This window comes from Actinoplanes sp. NPDC048791 (assembly GCF_040650095.1).
GTDB lineage: Bacteria > Actinomycetota > Actinomycetes > Mycobacteriales > Micromonosporaceae > Actinoplanes.
Map to the genome: position 1 here is coordinate 1 of NZ_JBEZGQ010001268.1, position 2,114 is coordinate 2,114.

1 pseudogene is annotated in these 2,114 nt (G+C 69.6%); it reads left to right on the top strand.

From position 1 onward, the window contains the following. Positions 1 to 111 precede the first annotated feature (111 nt). Positions 112 to 2,079: pseudogene (gene infB, locus AB0C29_RS45255) on the top strand (translation initiation factor IF-2); the annotation flags it as partial. Positions 2,080 to 2,114 lie beyond the last annotated feature (35 nt).

Below are 2,114 nucleotides of genomic sequence, written 5' to 3' on the forward strand. Positions count from 1 at the left end.
AGGATGCCGGCGATGGTCAGCGGCAGGTAGGCGGCGGGCCGCAGCGGCCAACCGCTGATGCCGATGTAGAGGGCGCCCTGGGCGAGCGGCGGTCCCGTCGGCGGTGCCCCGGGTCGTCCCGGTGGTGGCGGTCGCGGTCGTGGCGGCGGTGCCGCGGGTGCCTTCGGGCGTCCCGGTGGCCGGCCCACGCGTGGCCGCAAGTCGAAGAAGCAGCGGCGTCAGGAGTTCGACAACCTGTCGGCTCCGCAGATGTCGTCGGGTGCGCCCCGCGGCTCGGGCCAGGAGGTCCGGCTCTCGCGTGGTGCGTCGCTCTCCGACTTCGCCGACAAGATCAACGCCAACCCGGGCTCGCTGGTCCAGGAGATGTTCAACCTGGGCGAGATGGTGACGGCGACGCAGTCGTGCTCCGACGACACGTTGCTGCTGCTGGGCGAGCACCTGGGCTTCGACGTGCAGATCGTCAGCCCCGAGGACGAGGACCGCGAGCTGCTGTCGCGGTTCAACATCGACCTCGACGCCGAGATCGCCGAGGACCGCCTCGTCACCCGGCCGCCGGTCGTGACCGTCATGGGTCACGTCGACCACGGCAAGACGAAGCTGCTCGACGCGATCCGCAAGACCAACGTGGTCGCCGGTGAGGCGGGTGGCATCACCCAGCACATCGGTGCCTACCAGGTCGTCGTCCCGCACCAGGGTGAAGAGCGCGCGATCACCTTCATCGACACCCCGGGCCACGAGGCGTTCACCGCCATGCGTGCCCGTGGTGCCCAGGTGACCGACATCGTGATCCTGGTGGTCGCGGCCGACGACGGCGTCATGCCGCAGACGGTCGAGGCGTTGAACCACGCCAAGGCGGCCGAGGTGCCGATCGTGGTCGCGGTCAACAAGGTCGACAAGCCGGACGCCAACCCGGACAAGGTCCGCCAGCAGCTGACGGACTACGGCCTGCTCGCCGAGGAGTACGGCGGCGACACGATGTTCGTCAACGTGGCCGCCAAGCCGGGTCTCGGCATCGACGACCTGCTCGAGGCCGTCCTGCTGACCGCCGACGCGTCGCTGGAGCTCACCGCTCCGATCGACGGGCCGGCGCAGGGTGTCGCGGTGGAAGCCCACCTCGACAAGGGCCGCGGCGCTGTCGCGACCGTCCTGGTGCAGCGGGGCACGCTGCGGGCCGGCGACTCGATTGTGGCGGGTGGCGCGCACGGTCGCGTCCGGGCCATGCTCGACGAGAACGGCCAGCAGGTCACCGAGGCGGGTCCGGCCCGGCCGGTGCTCGTCCTGGGTCTGACCTCGGTGCCCGGCGCGGGCGACACGTTCCTCGCCGCCGAGGACGACCGCACGGTCCGGCAGATCGCCGAGCAGCGGCAGGCCCGCCGTCGTGCGGCGAGCTTCGCGAACTCGAAGGGCAAGGCGACACTCGAGACGCTCATGGAGCAGCTCAAGGAGGGCGAGAAGACCTCGCTCACCCTGGTGCTCAAGGGCGACGGCTCGGGTTCCGTCGAGGCTCTCGAGGACGCGCTGTTCAAGATCGAGATTCCGGACGAGGTGCAGCTCAAGGTCATCCACCGCGGCGTCGGTGCGATCACCGAGAGCGACGTCAACCTGGCGTCGGCGTCCTCGGACCAGACCGCCACGATCATCGGCTTCAATGTCCGGGCCAGCAACAAGGTCAAGGAGATGGCCGACCGCGCCGGCGTGGAGATCCGCTACTACAGCGTGATCTACCAGGCCATCGAGGAGATCGAGGCAGCGCTCAAGGGCCTGCTCAAGCCGGAGTACGAGGAGGTCGAGCAGGGCACGGCGGAGATCCGCGAGGTGTTCCGCTCGTCCAAGATCGGTCTCATCGCCGGCTGTATGGTCCGCTCCGGTCTCATCCGCCGCAACGCCAAGGCGCGCATCCTGCGCGAGGGCACCGTGGTGGCGGACAACGTCACGATCAGCTCGCTGAAGCGGTTCAAGGACGACGCCACCGAGGTCCGCGAGGGCTTCGAGTGTGGTCTGACCCTGAACGGTTTCGGGTCGCCGCAGCCCGGCGACGTGATCGAGACCTTCGAGATGCGTGAGAAGCCGCGGGCGTAAGGCCCTCGGTTGACGGCCCCCGGCGCTTTCGCGCC